Source organism: Nocardia citri (assembly GCF_054065835.1).
Genome location: NZ_JBSUQM010000002.1, coordinates 1 through 17878 on the forward strand (window position 1 = coordinate 1; position 17878 = coordinate 17878).

A 17878-nucleotide genomic window follows, 5' to 3' on the forward strand; every position below is an offset into this window, starting at 1 on the left:
GACGAAACTCTCTCTGGCGGTGTAGCACTCATGACGTGGTTGGCATTGGAGATCGGCCCACAAGGATTCGCGGCGTGTCAACTCTCCGAAGATTCGGGCGAGGACGACATCCGGCGTAGCCCGATTCCGGTCCGCGCGGTCTGGGACAGTTGCCGCGATCTGCTGGTCGAGGTGGCGGGCTTCGGTGAGGTTACCGCTGTGGGTATCGCCTGCACGGGGCCGATCGATATGGCGGCCGGTGTGGTGGCTCCGCCGGGGATCGCCGAGTGGCGGACGGGTTTCGGCATTGTCGAGGCGGTGCGGAAGCTCTTTCCGACAGCGCAGGTCCGGTTGGCGCTCGATGGTGTCTGCTCGGCTTTGGCCGAGCGCAACTTCGGCCACACGCGCGAGGTGTTGGATTCGCTGACGATGACGGTGTCGGACCGGATCAGCGGCGGCGTCATGGTCGGCGGCCTTGTGGTGGTCGGGCGCACCGGAAATGCCGGGCAGCTCGGACATGTGCTGGTTCCGGGCTTCGGTAATGCCTGCGAATGTGGGGGAAGAGGGTGTCTGGAGGCGGTGGCGGGCGGACGGTCCGCGCTGAATTGGGCACGCGCGCAGGGGTGGTCGGGAAAGTCTGTTGACGACCTGTTCGAGACCGCGCAAGCCGGTGACGAGATCGCGCGCGCCGCGCTCGGCAACGCAGGTACGGCCCTTGGCCGGGCGATCGCCTCGATAGCCGCTGTGCTCGACCTCGATCTCGTGGTTGTCGCCGGTACCATGGCCCGGCCCGGCACTGTGCTCTGGAAGGCGCTCGGCGCGGCCGTCGTGACCCATGCCCGGCTGAGCTTTCTGACTGGATTGCGCGTCGTACCGTCCGAACTCGGGGAGGCTGGTGTACTCGCGGGGGCCGGAGTGTTGGCCGTGACGTCACACGGCTGATCATCCGCTCTGTCGCGGATTGCCGGTATGCCCGGCGATCCGCGACTTGTGGCGTTCTCGGGTGGAATTCAGACAGATCACTACCGCTTCCTCAAGCAAGTGTTAAGAAACGACGGCTCGGTGAACTCGCGGTGTCAGCGTGATGCAGACTGCATGTGATGTCGACATCGAGAAATCTATTGAATGAGCCGTTGGGTAGCGGTACATTGTTTGAGTCACATGGTGTCGCCCCTTGGGTGGCGGCTTCCGGAAGAACGGCTGGTACGGGCAAGAGCGATGACGAGTGGCGCAGTGATTCCTTGGGTAACGATCGAGACGTTGACGCCCGAAGCAATGTCGGTGGCGTCGGTGGGGGAAGCGCCGCGGAATTTCGCCGACTGGCAGCGCGTGCTGCAGCGGCTGCTGGCGAGGACGCCAGCTCTCTATGACAGTCTGAAGACTCGAAGTCTCGTCGATGCCTTACGTGCGGCTCGCGATGGCGCCGAAGATGTGGATCTCATGATCAAGACCGGATCGGGGCCCCATCTGCTGCGGATCCGGCCGGTGTTCGGACCCGGCGGCGATGTACACGCGGTCCGCCTATGGATGGGCCCGGTCAGCGCGAACTGCCCGGTATCTTCGGCCGCGGTGGGTGCGATCTGGGACCTCGGCTCCCAGACCATCCAGCAGCCGGTCGGCGCCACGCGGCTGACCGGGAATTCGCCCGAACAGTATGCACCGGTGATGTCGATCGCCGAGCTGTTCCACCGGATCTCGGGTTTCAATCGGCATGCCGAGGTGCTCGATCTGCTCTATGGTCCCCGGCCGGGGGACAAGCTCCAATTCGATGTCACGGTGACCGACGGGCCCGAGCGGCCGGGGCGCTGGCGCATCACCATTCGGGCCCGGGACGACGAGCGGACCAGCGGCGCATGGTTGCTGATCGAGGACGTCACCTCGGATGTCGAACTGTCGGAGTGGCCGACCCTGGAACGCGTTGGATTGCGCGAAGCCCACCGCCGCGCCGGAACGCATCTTGCGATCGTGCAGACCGAGCACGCCAGCATCTCGCACTGGCTGACGGATCCGGCCCCGTGGATTCGGTGGGACTACCTGTTCCGGCCGGTGGATGTGTTCCATCCGGATGACCGCAACCGTCTGGTCGGACTCACCGACCGCTTGCAATCCGGGGATACCGCGGGTGTCACGCTGCGAGCGTTGAACTATGGCGGCGGCTATACGCCGACGTCGATGCTGCTCTATCCCTATCCGGGGTATCCGAACCGCCAGCTGGCGATCGCGCAACTCGTTCGGATCGCCGACGATGTTCCCGTGCTGGAATCCGGGCGCCATGCACCGGAATCCGTCCAGGGGGCCGTGCCGATCGGTTACGACGATCAGCTGCGATATCGGCTCGCTCATCGGATGAAACGTAGTCCGGTCTTCTGATCCCGCTGTCCCCAATGCTGGGAATGGTTGGGCGACCGGAAACGATTGTGCTCTCTACCATTTCGGAAGTGCGGACGATGGCTGGCAGATCGACGGATTCGGGCGAAGAATTACTTCGCCGAATGGTCGCACGCCGCCGCCGCGACAATGTGATCGTCGGTGTACTGGCCGTGCTGGCTGTGCTCGGCGGTGGCCACGCGATCCTCGATTGGTTCTCCTCGGATCCACCGCCGCCGTCGGACAGTGCCACGCCGGCGACCGTCGGGCGCGCGCAGTTGGCCTCGTCCTTCGCCGAGCAGTTCATCATGACCTATCTGGGCTCGGTTGCCGGACAACAGGATCGGCTCGGCGAATATGTCGGCGCCAGTGCACAGCAGGTTACGCTGCCGACGACGGCGCGGCAGGTGTCGGAGCCGACCGTGGTGTATGTGGCACGCATCGGGAGCTTCGATTCGCTCGAGGTTTGGTCGGTGACCGTATCGGTACGGGTGGGTAAATCCGCTCCGGCCGCCGGCGGCAGTACCGGCGCCACCGCCGGCGCGGACACCCGTCAGTTCTATCGGGTGGGGATATCGGTGCTCAACGGTCGACTGCGGGCGCTGTCGCTGCCCGCTCTGGTCGAGCCGCCGAGTCGGGGTGCGGATCTGGCGCAGGCGTATTCCTCGCCGTGTACAGCGGATACGCCATTGGCCCAGGTTGCTTCGGGATTCTTGACCGCGTACCTGACCGGTACCGGAGATGTCGGCCGCTACGTCACCCTCGACGCCGGGATTGCCGCGTTGCGTCCGGCCCCCTACACCACGGTCGAGACGGCAGCGGTGGTTTCCGATGACAACAGTTGTGGCACCACGCGATCGGCGGCGCAAGTGCTGACGACGGTCAACCCCAAGGGGGACGGTGGCACGGCCGCGACATTGGCCTATCCGCTCACCATGGTGCGCAACGGCGGCCAATGGCAGGTCCAGTCGGTGGATTCGGTCCCTGCCCTGACCAATCCGCCAGCCGTTGTCGCCGAACAGAACTCGCGCGAAAGCAGCGCACCTGCGTCGGCCACTTCATCCTCGGCGCCCTCGTCGGTGGTGCAGATTCCGCGGGCTACCCAGAACTGATACGAAAGAGGCAGGCTCATGGGTAATTTGAGCGCCATCCTGTACGGCGTGCTGATCTTCGTCCGATGGGCGGGGTTGATCCTGATCACCATCCTCAGCATGGGCGTGCTGATCTCCGAGGCGGCCAAATCTCGGCTGTCCCCGGCGAAGATCCTCGCGGTGACGGGCTCGGCAATACTGGCCGCTGTCCTGTTCTGGGTATTGCCCACGCTGGTCAACTACGCGCGCACCGACTCCAACATCATCGTCCCGGACCACCCCATCGGCGGTTATCGATGACCCAAGTGATCAAGGTTTTCACGCCGATCAAGCGCGTGCCGACCATGATCGGCAAGGCCCAGAACGGTCAAAAGCTCCCTTTCGGGCCATATACCCTGCCCCAGGTCGCAGGTGCAGTGGTGATGATGGCAATTACTTCGGTTTGCGCCATGACATTTCCGGTTAATCCCGCAGTCACCTTCATCGTCGGTCTAGTGCTGACGATAGTGATCGTCTTCGCTCTCGGTCTGGTGCCATACACGGGGGTTCGGATGATCTCCCGGGCGATGTGGGTCGGTCGACTCATCGTCTATCGCAAACCAGTCTCCGCTTCCGGCATGCCGATCGATGCGGATTCCGCGCGCCTGGCCATGTTCGTCGAGGAAACGGTTGTGATCATCCTGCCCGACCCTGTCGGCGCGGAAAAGCCGTCCGGCAGCACGGTTGTACAAGAGCGCATGCTCGCGGCACTCGACGCGGGCGCGAGTGCGGCTGATCTGAGCGCCCGGTTGAACGGCAATGGGCACCACCAGGTGGAAGGACGCGGCTGATGGCATTCGGACAGGACCTCCAGCCCACCGCCGCGATTCGCGGGAATCTGCAATTCACCCATTCGGGTCTCGTCACCGCAACCTATTTCATCAACCCGCTCGGCTACGGTCTGCGAAAGGCCAGCGACAAGTTCGACGTGAAGGCGGCCCATCACTCGCTGATCAACAACCTGCCGAACGGTTCGCTATTACTGGGTATCCAGGCGCAGCTCAATACGATCGACGTGCTGACCAAGATGGTGGAAGGCGTGGATCTCGACGAGTGCGAGGAATACGCCGATGAAGTGGTCGCTTCCTACGAGCGGGTGCGGGCTATTGTGCCGCAGACCAGGATCTACCTGCTGTCGATACCGGTCGGGGCGACAAATCCGGGCATTTCCGCACTTTCGCGAATATGGCGAGGCAGTACCACCACAATAGATGCCACCGCGATCTCGCGTGCCGAACTCGACAGCTTCGACGAGAAGGCGAATGAAATACTGTCCCGGGTCGGCGGCGATTTCGATCCGACTCCAGTGCCCGCAGCGTTGTTCCAATGGCTGTGGGACCACTATCTGGCCCGCGGAGCGGCAGGTGATCCGGTTGCGCCCACGCGCGCCGGCGCGCTCGACGATGTGACTTCGGCGGTATTCCGCTCGGCTGCGCTGGACGAGGGTGCCCAGGCGGATAGCAACCGCCGCATCCGACCGTCATTCGTTCCGGTCATCAAGGTGGTACAGCCGGACTCGATATATCAGTCGTCCTACCAGGCAATGCTTACTCCTCGCTCATTTCCGTATTCGGGGATGAGATTTCCCGGTGGCAGCGAATTCCTCAATGTGCTCGAGGGTTTGGGTGATGTCACGGTCGACTGGGGGATGCGAGTGTCGACGAGGCCCGCGGAGCAGGTGCTGAAAAACAATGAGCTGAGCCTTCGGCGGCTCGGTGAGCAGATGGATCAGCGTGACCAAGAGGTCTCCTTCGCACAGAACACCTTGATGTCCAAGGCTCAGATGCTCGGCGAATACAACCAGCACTTCGAGATCAACGGTGGCGAATCGGAGGTGTCGTTCACCACGGTGATCGCCGTCGGCGGGCACTCTCGGGATGTCACGCTGGACGCGGTGAATACGATCAAACGCCGCTACAAGCGCTTCCAGGTCGAGATGACCGCACCGGTCGGCGCTCAGGTCGACCTGTGGTCGATGCTGATTCCTGGCAGTCCGTCACGGCGGGCCTTCGACGATTTCGCGCATATCGTCCCGTCGGATATGTGGGCAGGCTTTGTGCCGTTTACCACCAGTCAGATCGGTGACGACAGTGGCCCGGTGATCGGGGTCAATCTCCTGTCCGGAAATTTCGAACCGATCCACTTCGGCATCATGGAAGCCGCGTTGCACGACCTGTCCGCATCCTTCGCGGTTACCGGCGAACTCGGGTCCGGCAAGTCGTATTTCCTGAAACTCATGGCTGCTCTCGTCCACGATCTGGGCGGACAGTTCCTTGCCATCGACCGCAGTCAAGTCGGCGAATGGGAGCATTTCGCCTCGTCGATCGATAAAGCTGTCATCATCGACTTGGCCGATCCGACGGTGTCCTTGGATCCGTTGCGCTTATTCGATCCCAGGGTTGCGGGAGAGCGGGCATTGGACTCAATCCTGCCGCTACTCGATCTGTCGCCGACCTCCGGGGCAGGTGCTGCCGCCAGCAATCTGCTGACGCCCAAAGGCATTGCCGAGCACAATATCCGGAGTCTGCTCGATCTGTACCGCGTGGTCCGAAGGCTTCGTGATCAGGTAGGGCGTGAGGAAGAATACGCAGATCTGGCGGCGCGGCTCGGCACCATTGTCGAACGGGTGCCGGTGCTCTTCGATCCGAAGCTGCGTCCATTGCGGCTCAACGCTGCGGCGACGGTCATCCGCAGCCACCAGCTGGCGTTGCCGTCGGCGGAGGAACTCACCACTCCACACCTGTACAACCGATTGCCGCTGACCAAGCGGCTCGGCACTGCGCTATATGAGCTGGTCGGTGTCGCGGCTCGGGAGGCATTCCTCACCGATAACGGTCGATTCGGATTGCTGGTCGGTGATGAGGCGCACCATTTCACCCAGACCCAGGTAGGTTCGTCGGTGACCTCGGATTTCAGCCGGGACGGTCGTAAACACCTCGCCGCGATCGGGCTGGCCTCCCACGATCCGGCAACCGACTTTCAGGGTGCGGCACACAATCTGATACCCAACCGGTTCGTCTTCCGGCAGCGCGATGAAACCCTCGCCCGCAACAGTCTGGAATGGCTCGGCGTGGATCTGGAGGAAGCGCCGTTCCTGTTGCAAATATTGCGAGAAGAGACCTCCCCGCCGGTCGGTTCGGGGCGGCAGGTGCCGGAGGAACGGCGTGGCGAGATGTTCATGCGTGACGCGCTGAATCGGATCGGGCGCGGCAAGGTGCTCGGCCCGGCGCGTCCCGACCGGGCGGCGGCGATCACCAGTACCCCGACCACGGCCGGTGGTGCCCGCATCACCGGCTCGGAGCGGCAGGCGATCCGATGACCGGGGGTGCCGCTAGAGGTGTCGCCCTGGCCGATTGGCGGACGCCCGCACTTCGCGCGCCGGATTGGGATCCGGCGCATTGGTCGCCGAAGGTGCTGTTGCGACGATGTCGTAGGTGGGTCGCCGCGACTCGCCGTAGGCGCTGGACAGCATGGGTTCTGGTCACGGTCTTCGTACTGTTCGTATTTCCGGGTTTCGTGAATGCGATGGCCACCGCGCAGTCCGGCACCGACACCGCGGGCTCGTCGGTCAATAGTGCGACCAGCTGGATGAACATCCGCGACTCATCAGGGGTCCCGCTGTCGAACTATACGTTCGTCACTAATCATGGCAGTGTCTTCAATCCCGGATATGCCGTGATTTCGCTGATGATTTTCATTATTTTCGAGCCCTGGATCATCATTGAGACGACCGCCAATTGGATGGTCGGTAATGCGTTCGGCTTCCAATGGTTGGATTTGATCGGCAAGCCCGTGCAGGCGGCGGCGGAAAATCTGTCGCATACGATTGCGACGCCCCTGCTGGCGGCTGTTGCGATCACTATCGGCGGAGTCCCGTTGGCCGTATTCATCATCCGCGGTTATCATGCGAAGGCGGCGATCGGCGTCTTGTTCATCGGTGGGGTGGCGGTGCTCAGTCCACTATTTCTAGATCATCCGGTGGAAGAAGTGATTTCGTCGAATGGGTTTCTTGCGCAGGGCCGAAACCTGGGTATTTCGGTGGCCGCAGGGCTCAATGGTAACAGCAATCCGGACACCACCCAACTGGTAGCTACGTTACAAGAGGGTATGGCGGATAATTTCGTGCGGGCCCCGCTGCAGGTGTGGAATTATGGGCACGTCGTAGACCAGCGACCAGCCTGTAAGTCGGCGTGGTCGGCTGGAATGCTGGCCGGTAGCGAGGACCAAGTGAAGAGCGGCCTCAAGTCCTGTGGGGACAGCGCCGCATACGCGGCGACGGAAAAACCGAGCTGGTGGCAGGTCGGCGCCGGGTTCATCATAATCGTATCGGGGGGCGTTACGGTTGTTTTCTGCGTATACATGTCGTGCAAGGTTGTCTTGTTCGGTATGGACGCGATGTACTACGCAGTATTGGCGATATTCGGGTTCGGTGCCGGGGGATACATCTACGGAGCCACTCAGACATGGACGATCCGTTGTGTGGTGCACGCTGTCTACTCGGGTTTTTGGATGGTGTTCAATATTATTTTTCTCGCCATCTATATGCTGATCCTGAACGGTCTGTTCGCGCAGGCGGTGGGCTGGTGATAAAGATCCTCGTTATCGTTGCAGTCGTCCAGGTCATTGCCGTCATTCAGCTCAAACGTCTCAACTTGAACCTGGATCGTGGCAACGAATGGATTGCCAACCGGTTTGCGGTGGCGGTGCAGAATGGCGGCGCCAGGGCTGGCTCGGGTTCGGGATCAGGGAGTGCGACAGCCTTGGGGATGGGCAATGCGCACGCCGGAAATTCGATGCACGGAATTGGAATGCTGGCCACGCTGGGAGCTGCCAGCACTATCGCGAACTCGCCCTTGACGGAGTGGGCCATGCTGGGCATCCCGGGGTCGTGGCATCCCCAGTCGAAATTGAAAAGGGATATGGCCAGGCACCAGGCTGGATTCTGGAACAGGAGGGGGGGCGACCGAGGAATATTCGATGTCCTACCAGAACCGCTCACAGTTTATGCGTGCCGCGCGCAACGCTGCCAGGGAATATCCGGTGTGGGGCCGCCGCAATACCTTCAGAAGCGCCGCTGCGGCGCTGCGAGGTTTGGAGGATGCGGGTGGCGGCCGGGGTGATGCGATGGGTGCTCTCACGGGCGCCGGATTCTCGAGGGACAGGATGAAGGACATCGCGATCAGAACGTGGGGGATCGTAGATGACAATGCTGAGGACGAGACGCTCGCGAACAAGCAGCTCGGTCACGTAGTTGCCGCCGTGCAGGAAGCCCAACGCCAGGCGTACCGCGTCGTCAACGGAACAGGCGGCAGCTCCGAGGACGTGGCGGCTGCCTACTCGACGCTCGAGCAGAGCGTATTCAGGTATCGAAGGGCCAACTATGGCGGTGTCCGTCTCGACGGTGGAAACGTCACCGGGGTTGAACGAGACTTCGTCGAAGACTACATGAACGCACCCACGAAAGAGAAGATCAAAGCGTTGCAAGAGTTGCGCGATGGCGGCGGCCCGATCGCAACAGCGAACCCGATGCTGAACGGCATCACTCAGGACCAGGCTGGGCGCATGATGGACTGGATCGGTAATGAACACGCCCTGCGGACTGAGCGGGCTGTCTCGGCTCTCCTCGAGGATCCGACTTCCCAGCAAGCCCTTCGAGATGTCCGAGAGCAGGTTGTCCGGGCCACCGACACCGACCAATGGCAGTCCGGCGCTCCCAGAACATCGTGGAACAACTTGGCACCACCCGACCCGCGGACTCCGCTCAATCAAGCGCTCTGGACCAGGCGGCTCAGGGGCGTGACGCGACTGCTGAATTATTAAGACTTCGACGATCGCAAACGTGCGGCACCGCGTCAGTCGATCAGCCATCTCGTAGGAAGGGAGCAATTCGAATGATCCAACGTCTCATGATCCTCGCGATGATCCCGGCCTGGCTATGGGTGTTGTTGGCAGTCGTGGGAGGCTGCGGCAGCATGCTGGCGGTGGTAGTGCTATCGGTCGGCGGGGTGACATCGCCGGCCGCCGCCGATCTGAACTACCAGTGTGACAGTGCGGTGGGGCCGGATCCGGCCAGCACGGCAACGCTGGTTCCCAGCACGACCGCCGCCGCGAGTGCTGGATCCAGGACGGGTGGTGCTGACTCGGCGAGGTCGCCGGCGGTACCGACCACCAACCCCTATGCGGAGCTGACCATCGCCCCGGACGACACCGACGCTTCCGAATGGCAGCGGGCCTGCGTCAGCGCATTGAAATCCGCGCCGTACCAGGCCCCGCCGCTGCAGACCGCCAACACCGGTTTCGTGGCCGAATGCGCGCAGAAGCTGGCTCTCGCACAGCTCGGACCACCGTCCGGGACGACGGGCGACAGTTCGGGTGGCGTGGTCGCCGACCTCGCCGAGATGGGCCGGTCGGTGATCTACCAGGCGTCAGCCGCGTCGGCCACGGGCCGCTGTGACCTACCCAACGGCGCCGCTGCGATCAATGGTGCACCCGCATCGTCGCAGACCGGTGATGCGGGACAAACGAGCGCGACGACTCGCAAACCGTGCGGGCAGCTCAGTGCGGCAACGGGCAACGTGGTATCTGGCCTTGTGGTCCTGCCGAATAACATTGCCGGGCAGGCGAGTTGCGGTCAGCGGGTCGACCCGTCGGCAGTGTCCGCAGGTGATCTGGTGTTTTGGAATTACCGGAACAACGCCCCGATGCGCTCCGGAATCGCGGTTGGTGCAACGCAAATCGTCACCGTCGATCCGGCCTCGGGGCGGACGGTTCAGGAAACAATGCCGACCGGGCGTGATGTCCGGGTCAAGCGTGTGTTGGGTGGTGGGTTGTGACGAGTCCGGTGGATGTGGGGGTTGATGTCGGGGTTCCGGCTGGGGGTGCTGGGGCGGAAGGGGATGCGCCCGTTGCTCCGGTGACGCCGTGGTCGGGGAAGGGGCAGGAGCAGCGTCGGGGTGGGCCGTCGGTGGCGCCACCATCTGGTGCGCCGGGTCAGAATGGTTCGGGTCAACAGGGTTCGGCGCCGGCCGCGCCGGGGGCGAGTGCTGGTGGTGGGGCAGCGAATCCGGGAACCGCGCCGGGTGGTGTGGGTTCGGGTGCGGTGGCTCCGGGGACGGTAGCGCCACCGGCTGGGGCGAGCGCGCCACCGGCCGGGGCTGGTGCGGCTCCGGCGGGGCAGGTGGTGCCGGATCAGCGGTCGACGACCGCTGCTGCCGAGCAGCGGCCCGAGCAGGGGCCGGGGTTGGATCCGGATCTGATCGCGGCGGCGGTCCCGGCGATGGCGATGCTGCCGATGATGATCGCCTCGGCATTGTCCGGACTCGGTGGCAGCGGTGGTGGCAGCGGGAAGGGTTCGGGTTCGGGATCGGGTGGCTCGAGTAGTGATACGGGTACCTCGAGTGGGTTGACTCCCGAGGCCGAGGAAGCGTTGAAAACCCTGAAACTGCTGGCGGCTGTCTACGGTGACGGTGACAGTAGTGATCCCGAGGTCAAAGAGCTACGCAAAGAGTTGGGCGTCAGCGGATCCGGGAACACCGCGGGCGCGATCAAGGCCAGACAGTTGTGGCAGGCCAACGCCGCCGCCGCGTTCAACAACCTCGACAACCAACTCGCCTCCTACATCATCGGACTCGCGGGCAACCACACAATCGACAAGAAAGCCGTCTCCGCACTCATCCGCGAAGTCAACGTCGCCCTCGCCGAACTCGGCACCCAGGCCTACACCAAAGCCGGACAACAAAAAGTCCACCAAATCCTCACCACCGCACTCCACAAAGCCCAACGCATCGTCACCGGCACCCACGCCAGCGCCAGCGACACCGCCAAAGCCATCAACCGCCTCACCGGCCAATACCTCTACAACCTCAACGGACAGCAATACCCAAGCAGCACCGGATCGAGCAGCGAGGCCGCCAAGGTGGCGATGAAGGTAGCGCTGGCCCAGCTCGGCGATCCCTATGAGTGGGGTGCCGAGGGGCCAGGCTCATTCGACTGCTCTGGGCTCATGCAATATGCCGCGGCCAAATCGGGTGTGCGGATCCCACGCACGGCCGCAGAGCAGTACCGACAGTTGCCGAAAGTCAATCCGGCCACCATTCGTCCCGGTGACTTGATCTTCCCCGACAGCGAATTCAATAACGGCAATCCGCAGCACGTCATGATGTATATCGGGAACGGTCAATGCGTGGAGGCACCGCGTACCGGTTTGAACGTCCGAGTGACGTCTCTGCCGAAGAGTTACCACGCCTCTCGGTACGCCTGATCCTGTTCAGTCCCCTACGAACCGCCTTCGTGCAGATTGGCCGTGCCAGGGACATCGCTGACCGAACCGTAACGGTGGATGGCGTAGCGCACCCCGGCGACGATATTGTCGACCGGATTCCAGATATCACGATGTCCTGGAAAGGAATACGCGTTGAAGGTCGGGTCGATGGTCTGCATCAGCCCCTTCGACGGAACCCCTTGCCGGCATTGCCGTCCCAGAGATTGATCGCGTCGGGATTGCCGCCGGACTCGTGCTGGATGATGGTCGCGATATCCGCGGCGCTGATATGCCGTGTGTCGTAGCCGTTTTCGCGAAGAACGCGCAGCGCCTCGTTGATCCACTGCCCCTGTTGACCGGACGGCAGAGTGCGCGGTGGGCCCCCCGCGACCGACACGGGTATCGGGGTGACTGCTTCGACGCGGCGACCTGGGCCGGGTGGGCGGTGAGTTCTGCAGATAGCGGACGCCGAGAGCGGCGATCCGGTCCGCGGTGAGTGCGGCGGCCACGTCATCGGCCCGGCGGATTGTCCGCTGTTCCAGCGCGGCTTCGTGGACATCGACGTGCTTCTCCCCCGAACAATCCTGACCGGTGCGGCCTGCATGTATGTTCCCATTGATGGGAATCCTCGACAATGGGAGTGTCGAAAGGAAGTCTCGCGCATGGCTGGTGGTTGCTTGCAACGCGCAGATGACCACACCTCGTCCGATGGGTGATTGCTATGGGCTTGTTCGGTATCAGTTGGGGAACCATCGCTACCGGTGCGGCGGTCGCGACATCGTTTGTCGGTGGCCCCGTTCTGGGAGGCATCGTCGGTGCGGCCGCTGGCGCCATACAGGCAGCCGCAGACGGCAAAGGTTGGGAACAGATCACCGAAAGTGCCCTGGTCGGCGGTGCGCTGGGGGCGATACCAGGTGGGTTGGTGGGCGGCGCGACCAAGGGGTTGTTCGAAGGTGGGGGTAAAGCGCTCGCGGCAAGCTTCAAGGACGTCCCGGATCTGCTTTCCAAAAGCTCCAATCTCGGTGGGTTTGCGAGCAGGCTGGGCTTCGCGCGAGCGAATATGGCACGCCCGGTTCTGGGTGCTGTCACCGCTGGTGTCAGTACTGCGGCGGGTCTGGCGGGATGGGACAAGCTGCAGGACAAAGTGCACGCCTCTGCCCCAGCGCCTAAGCAGGAGAAGCCGAAGAAAGATCTGCCGGACCAGTTGCCGACCAGAATAATCAGTTCTTCGACTGGCGATAGTGATAATACTCCGGAACCACGTACCTCTGCGGCCTGAGGCTGATGTACGATGGCAGAGAAAAAGACGACGGTTCCGGATATTGAAATGCACAAGATGTTGATTCCGGATATGGCGGCTCCGAATTACCCGCACGAATATGACTTCGCTCCCATTATTGCGGAAAACTATTATTTGCTCTGGGATTTCTTCGACACAGTCTATAAAAGTTTGGGTAAGGGCTCCAAGACCGACCCTCCGACGAACGATAATTTGCCGCTACTCCCCAATACCGTGCCGCACGGGCAGAGTCGTTTCTTCGAGAGTTACGCGGTGTTGGTGCTCCGATTCAACCAGAAGATGACCGATCTCAGGGACAAGGACATTGTCCTGGCGCCTATCATTCAGGCCGCAAAGACGACCATCGATGACGGTAAGAAGGCGATCAATGCCACGATCGACGAAGTCAACGATGCCGCACCGAAGTATCCACCCAAGGGGATATCCGAGAGCGATTATATCGTTTCTTATACCACCAAGGCGTTCGAGGACGGCGAAACGGCGCTGGACAGAGTAAAGACCAATATGGAGCAGGCTGCCAAAGACATCAAGAATCCGGATGATTCGAAGGATGATTCGGGTAAGACGCCCTCGCCTGACCCGAAAGACCTCAACACCGGTAATTACGACGATAATGATCCTGGCAACAGTAACGCAAACGATAATGCGTACACGCCGCCCCCTATCGATGCGGGCACCGGTACCGGCAGCGGCACCGAAGCCGGCACCGGCACCGGCACCGGAGACGGGACCCGCGATACCGCTTCCGGCATCAACAACGCCGACCAGAAACTGCAGGATGCGATAGACAAGCTGGGGAACGGGAGCACCGGGTCGGGGTCGACGACGACACCCAACAACCCGGACAACTATTCCGGTTCGGGAATGGATTCCGGGATGGGCAGCGGGTTGGATTCGATGCTGCCGATGATGATGATGCAGGCTATGCAGCGCAACCAGGCCGACCCCGATCTGAACGATCGTCGCGACGAAGTCGATCCGAACCGCTACAACCAGTACCCCGGTGCGGCTGTCCCGGTCAACGCCTCCCCGACAGTCGCGCAACCCGCGGCGGCCACCACTGCGGCCGCCGCCGCGAGCACGCCGCCGTCCAACGCGACCTCCACGCAACCGGCAGTGGCGCCGGGGCGCACGCCGGATGCCGACGGCAGCGTGCTCTACCCATTCCCCAACGGAAAGACGCAGAAGGTGTCCGCGATCGTCGCCCAGGGGCTCGACGCCGCATTCGGCAATGCCAGCGGCACCGATGCGCAGCAGGCATACGAGAAGACCACCGCCAAGTGGTCGGATAAGAAGCAGATCGGAACCAAGATCGATCCGTACCAGGCGATGACCGGCGACGTGGCCATCTGGGACAACCGGACCGCGATCGTCGTCATCTGGCCCTCCGAGGACGGCGGCACGATGGACGCGATCGTCAACGGGCAACTCGTGCCGTTGGTATCGCACATGTCCGATAGCGCAGGCGACTTCGGAACGTTCAACGGATTCGCGCACCCGAACGGTATCGAGCTCGCCACGGGTGACAAGGGCGCGGCACCCGCGGTTCCCGGCACGGGCGATCCGTCCGCGGCTGCGGTTCCGGTGGTCGCGGCCCCGGCCTGATCGGGAGATCGCCTGGTCGGGAATCGAGGGTGAGAGGAGACAGTATGGTGCTGAATGTCGATCTGGGGGAGCTCGTCGCGACGGCGGCGGAGCTCGCCGAGATGGCGCGCGGCACCGGGGCCGCGCTGCCGAAGGGCTGGGTGGTTCCTGCGGGCGCCGATCCGATCTCCGCGCAGGCGGTACCCCAGCTCAACGCTCACGCGGCGAATCTTTTCAACGGAACGCTCGGAGTACTCAACGAAGTACAGCGGACCGCGCACCATATCGGTGCCGCGGCTGTCGACTACAGCACCGGAGATGACGAAGGCGCCCGGGATATCAATGGTTCGGGCGCGGATCTGGCGGTCAATCCGGTGGGCGAGGTGCAACCGTTCAGCCCGCGGAAGTTGCCGGATTTTTCATTGCCGACGCCGGGTGGTCCGGTCGATCCGTTGGACTTCGCGTATCAGCTGCGCGCCGGGCCTGGGCCGGGGCCGGCCGCCGGATTCGCGAATTCGGTCCGCACGTTCCTGACCGACTCCCATAACCAGGCCACCGGCGGTCTCGATCGAGCCGCGCTGACGATGCAGAACTGGACACCAGTCGGCAGTGCCGCGGCCGGCAAGCTCGCTCAGCATCGCGGCTGGCTCGACCAGCTCGGCACCAGCCTCGGCCAGCTGGCCGAGGGGATCGACACATACCACAGCGCGTTCAGCGAGGTGAAGGCCAAACACCCGACGCCGGAGGAGATCATTGCCGCGCGCAAGGAACTGATCCAGGCCATGCGGTCCAAGAACCAACTCGCGATTTCCAAGGCGCTGGCCAAGTTCCAGGATCAGAATGCGCGTTCGCTGGAGGCCATCACCGGCTATTCGACGGCGGTCAATTCGAAGATCGGGACCGGCTCGGGCTCCGGCAATGATTCCGGTTCGGGTTCGAACTCGGGTGGCAGCGGCGATTCCAGTGCCCTGATGCAGATGTTGCCCGCCTTGATGAGCGCGATGGCTTCGGGTGCCACCGGATTGTCGTCGGCGAATTCCGACTCCGGTGAGGACCTCGCGGCCAACCCCGAGATGCTCGAGGATATCGGCGGCGGCTACGGCTATCCGACCGGCGGCGTCGGCGGCGGTGGCGGCGCTTCGGGCATACCGATCAGCGCGGTCGAGACCAGCGCGTCCAGCCCGACGGTTCAGGTGGGCGCGATGCCGATCGTCGCGACGGCGGGTACGGCGGCCAGTGCACTGCCTCGGACATCGGTGATCGAGCCGTTGCAGACTTCGACAGCCGCTGGGCGCGGCGCCGCCACGGCCGGTGGGTCGCCGTATATGCCGCTCGGGCCGATGGCACCGGGAGCCGGTGGCGGCGCCGGAGGCAGCGGCGACCGCAATCGCGTGGTGGCCTGGCATCCCGATCGACTGATGTATGTCGACGACACTCCCCACACCGAGGCCGTGATCGGTGAGCGACCCACGATCGCACCTACCGTGACATCGCCGACGCCGAGCCAGCACCAGGCACCAACTAATTCCGGAGGTACCGCATGAGTGATATCCACCCCGACGTGCAGGCGGCCCTCGATGCCGCGCGCGATCTGCGGCACCGCATCGCCGATCTGCGCGAGAAGATCGACGGCATCCGCGCGCGGCGGCCATCGCCCAGTGGCGCGGTCGTGCCCGAGGTCGACGCGATGGGGAAGTTGACCAATCTCTATCTCGCCCCGGGAACCGTCGACCGGCTGGAGAGCGCGGATTTGGTCACCGAGATCATGGCCGCCATTCGGGAGAGCACCGCGGACGCGGCACGTCAGTACGAGATCATCATGGATTCCGATACCTGGCCGGATTCGGGCGAGTCGAACTCGGCGACCGTGGCGGAGCAGAAGGTATGACCGAGACCGGCGAGGTGACCGTCGCCGCCACCGTTCGGTGGCTGCACGACGAAGGCCTCGTGCGCTTGGCCGGGGTCGGCGGGCGCGTCCCCAATCCGATTGCGGCCTATACGATCGACGTCGCCACCGGTAGTGTCGGCGCCCATCCGGCGACCGGGGTGGGCGTGGGGTCGGACGTGATAACGCTGGCCGCCGACGATCTGCCGTATCCATCGGGTACCCCCAAGCGGCTGGTGGTCGTCGGCGTCACCAGTGCCGAATCGGTGCTCGTCGTCGATCTCGCGATCACCCATGCCATCGCGATCAATGCCGACCGTCCCGAGACCGCGGCCCGCGCCTGGGCGACGCAGCTGTTGCTCAATCCGGAGATCACCATCAGCACCAACAGCGCCGATATCGCGATCGCGACCAGTCCGCGCTATCGGCACCAGTTCATTCCAGGCGGCAGTGCGACGGTGCTGAATGTCGATGACCAGCACCCCCCGATCACCACGGTCACTCTCAACCCGACGGTAGAGGGGCCGGATCATCTCGATATCGCACCGGACGGTACGGGGGAGATGTATCTGGGCGCCCGGTTCTGGCAATTGCGTCAGGTATTGAGCATCGAAGATGCCGTGTGGACCGTACTTTCCGCGCGGCTGGAGGACCCTGATGACTAGGACGGATATGCACTCCACGGACTTGGACGATTTCGACGACGACCGCGCCGCCGCACCGGACTGGCGCAAGTTGCTCTACGAGGTCTTCAACCCCGACCACACCGTCGGGGTCGCCTGCGATCGATCCGGTGAGATCGTCGGCCTGCATATCACCGACGATGCCCGGGACAACGGCGATACCTGGCTGGCCGCCGAGATCGTTCGCCTGGCCCGGCTGGCGCATCTGAAATCACGGGTCGGGCTGCGGGCCGAGATGGAACACAACGGCACTCGCCCCTACACCATCGATTCGTTCGACCTGCCCACCGAAGCCTCCTACCGGGCTGTCGAAGAAGCCGAGTTCGGCCGAACTCCCTGACCGCACTACCGCAGCGACAGAACAGGACTCGATATGGATAATCTGGACATCGATGCCCCGCACGAGGTGATCGCGCGGGCGGGCCATTTCACTACGGCAGCCGCCGATATCGGTACCCAGGTCGTGCAGTCGACGACCGGTCTGCGGCCGCACCATCGTCCGGAGTCGTCGCTCGATCACGAACTCGTCGCCAAGACACAGTGGATCTCGACCACATTCGCCAATGCGGTGGCGGCCAGCGCCCGTCGAGCCGATGCGACCTTGCACCACGCGACGCAAGTCGCGCACGCGCTCGGCAACGGGGATGTGTCCGGGGGGAACCACATCGACCGCTACCGATCGATCTGATC

Annotated in this window: 19 protein-coding genes; 17 read left to right on the top strand and 2 right to left on the bottom strand. The window is 63.4% G+C overall.

From position 1 onward, the window contains the following. From ACW2Q0_RS03720 to ACW2Q0_RS03765, 10 genes are all read left to right on the top strand, one after another. Positions 1-921, top strand: a 921-nt coding sequence (locus ACW2Q0_RS03720; protein ID WP_457186137.1) for an ROK family protein, incomplete at its 5' end; no start/stop codon positions are given. A 291-nt stretch (positions 922-1212) separates the two neighbouring features. After that, entirely contained in the window at positions 1213-2349 is a 1137-nt protein-coding gene (locus ACW2Q0_RS03725; RefSeq protein ID WP_457186139.1) for a GAF domain-containing protein, read from the top strand. A gap of 77 nt (positions 2350-2426) precedes the next feature. Further along, the gene (locus tag ACW2Q0_RS03730; protein ID WP_457186141.1) at positions 2427-3458 is read left to right on the top strand and encodes a conjugal transfer protein; all 1032 of its coding nucleotides are present in this window, start codon (positions 2427-2429) and stop codon (positions 3456-3458) included. Between the two features lie 18 nt (positions 3459-3476). After that, the gene (locus ACW2Q0_RS03735; RefSeq protein WP_457186143.1) at positions 3477-3737 is read left to right on the top strand and encodes a hypothetical protein; all 261 of its coding nucleotides are present in this window, start codon (positions 3477-3479) and stop codon (positions 3735-3737) included. Then, positions 3734-4267, top strand: coding sequence for a hypothetical protein (locus ACW2Q0_RS03740; RefSeq protein ID WP_457186145.1), 534 nt, complete (start codon positions 3734-3736; stop codon positions 4265-4267). The genes ACW2Q0_RS03735 and ACW2Q0_RS03740 overlap by 4 nt, the downstream gene beginning before the upstream one ends. After that, positions 4267-6795 (top strand): ATP-binding protein, encoded by a 2529-nt coding sequence (locus ACW2Q0_RS03745; RefSeq protein ID WP_457186147.1) that lies wholly within the window; start codon positions 4267-4269, stop codon positions 6793-6795. The genes ACW2Q0_RS03740 and ACW2Q0_RS03745 overlap by 1 nt, the downstream gene beginning before the upstream one ends. Beyond that, on the top strand, positions 6792-8063 hold the full coding sequence (locus ACW2Q0_RS03750; protein WP_457186149.1) for a hypothetical protein: 1272 nt from the start codon (positions 6792-6794) through the stop codon (positions 8061-8063). The genes ACW2Q0_RS03745 and ACW2Q0_RS03750 overlap by 4 nt, the downstream gene beginning before the upstream one ends. Positions 8064-8453: 390 nt before the next feature. Next, complete coding sequence (locus ACW2Q0_RS03755) at positions 8454-9296, top strand: hypothetical protein (RefSeq protein ID WP_457186151.1); 843 nt, start codon at positions 8454-8456, stop codon at positions 9294-9296. A 71-nt stretch (positions 9297-9367) separates the two neighbouring features. Next, on the top strand, positions 9368-10309 hold the full coding sequence (locus tag ACW2Q0_RS03760) for a hypothetical protein (RefSeq protein WP_457186153.1): 942 nt from the start codon (positions 9368-9370) through the stop codon (positions 10307-10309). Between the two features lie 266 nt (positions 10310-10575). Further along, entirely contained in the window at positions 10576-11736 is a 1161-nt protein-coding gene (locus ACW2Q0_RS03765) for a C40 family peptidase (protein WP_457186155.1), read from the top strand. Between the two features lie 14 nt (positions 11737-11750). Here ACW2Q0_RS03765 and ACW2Q0_RS03770 read toward each other — a convergent pair whose 3' ends face one another. Together ACW2Q0_RS03770 and ACW2Q0_RS03775 are read right to left on the bottom strand one after the other, a co-directional pair. Beyond that, the gene (locus ACW2Q0_RS03770) at positions 11751-11915 is read right to left on the bottom strand and encodes a hypothetical protein (RefSeq protein WP_457186157.1); all 165 of its coding nucleotides are present in this window, start codon (positions 11913-11915) and stop codon (positions 11751-11753) included. After that, entirely contained in the window at positions 11915-12295 is a 381-nt protein-coding gene (locus ACW2Q0_RS03775) for a hypothetical protein (RefSeq protein WP_457186159.1), read from the bottom strand. Before ACW2Q0_RS03775 ends, ACW2Q0_RS03770 begins: the two co-directional genes overlap by 1 nt. Before the next feature lie 162 nt (positions 12296-12457). Here ACW2Q0_RS03775 and ACW2Q0_RS03780 point away from each other — a divergent pair, with 162 nt between their 5' ends. Genes ACW2Q0_RS03780 through ACW2Q0_RS03810 form a run of 7 tightly spaced genes read left to right on the top strand, consistent with a single transcriptional unit; the run spans position 12458 to position 17876 of the window. Beyond that, positions 12458-13015, top strand: a complete 558-nt coding sequence (locus ACW2Q0_RS03780) for a hypothetical protein (RefSeq protein WP_457186161.1) — start codon at positions 12458-12460, stop codon at positions 13013-13015. A gap of 12 nt (positions 13016-13027) precedes the next feature. Further along, positions 13028-14641 (top strand): hypothetical protein, encoded by a 1614-nt coding sequence (locus ACW2Q0_RS03785; RefSeq protein ID WP_457186163.1) that lies wholly within the window; start codon positions 13028-13030, stop codon positions 14639-14641. 44 nt (positions 14642-14685) lie between these two features. Further along, on the top strand, positions 14686-16164 hold the full coding sequence (locus ACW2Q0_RS03790) for a PPE domain-containing protein (protein ID WP_457186165.1): 1479 nt from the start codon (positions 14686-14688) through the stop codon (positions 16162-16164). After that, positions 16161-16508 carry a hypothetical protein gene (locus tag ACW2Q0_RS03795; protein WP_457186167.1) on the top strand — a complete coding sequence of 116 codons (348 nt, stop codon included), beginning with the start codon at positions 16161-16163 and terminating at the stop codon, positions 16506-16508. The genes ACW2Q0_RS03790 and ACW2Q0_RS03795 overlap by 4 nt, the downstream gene beginning before the upstream one ends. Beyond that, a complete protein-coding gene (locus ACW2Q0_RS03800; RefSeq protein ID WP_457186169.1) occupies positions 16505-17170 on the top strand; it encodes a hypothetical protein in 666 nt (221 codons plus the stop codon). Before ACW2Q0_RS03795 ends, ACW2Q0_RS03800 begins: the two co-directional genes overlap by 4 nt. Beyond that, positions 17163-17528 carry a hypothetical protein gene (locus ACW2Q0_RS03805; protein WP_457186171.1) on the top strand — a complete coding sequence of 122 codons (366 nt, stop codon included), beginning with the start codon at positions 17163-17165 and terminating at the stop codon, positions 17526-17528. The genes ACW2Q0_RS03800 and ACW2Q0_RS03805 overlap by 8 nt, the downstream gene beginning before the upstream one ends. Positions 17529-17561: 33 nt before the next feature. Further along, positions 17562-17876: a hypothetical protein gene (locus ACW2Q0_RS03810; protein WP_457186173.1), complete on the top strand. Its 315-nt coding sequence runs from the start codon at positions 17562-17564 to the stop codon at positions 17874-17876. Positions 17877-17878: the final 2 nt, after the last annotated feature.